The organism is Saccharothrix sp. ST-888, assembly GCF_000955975.1.
GTDB lineage: Bacteria > Actinomycetota > Actinomycetes > Streptomycetales > Streptomycetaceae > Kitasatospora.
This window is the reverse complement of sequence record NZ_JYJF01000463.1, coordinates 1-378: the sequence shown is the minus strand read 5'-3', so window position 1 is coordinate 378 and position 378 is coordinate 1. Positions and strand designations below refer to the sequence as shown.

1 protein-coding gene is annotated in these 378 nt (G+C 75.9%); it reads left to right on the top strand.

The genetic code is table 11. The annotated features are described in order from the left end of the window. Positions 1 to 9: 9 nt before the first annotated feature. Positions 10 to 378: hypothetical protein (locus UK12_RS45320; protein ID WP_045306985.1), on the top strand; the 369-nt coding region annotated here is incomplete at its 3' end.

Genomic DNA, 378 nt, shown 5'->3' with positions numbered 1-378 from the left:
GGCGTAGACATGCTGCTCGTTGAACGGCTCTCGGACGGCCAGCTGCACGGTCATTCCGTGCTGGCGGTGGTCCGTGGCCCGGCGGTCAACCAGGCCGGTGCGGCCAACGGCCTCTCCGCCCCGAACGGTCGGTGCCAGCAGCGGGTGCTGTGCCAGGCACTGGAGAACGCGAGTCTGTCGGTTGCTCGGACCGACGCGCTGTCCCCGGCCGTTCGGTTCCGCGGCAGCGCGGCAGCCCACCGCTCGGAGTACCGCGGAGCGCCGGCCGGCGCCACGGGCGGCGAGGCCGGCGCGCGACACGGCGCAGCCCCCCGCGCGGGGGACCATACCAGCCTCCCGGCCCCACGGCGGGCTCTCCGCCGACGGCCGGTGCAAGGC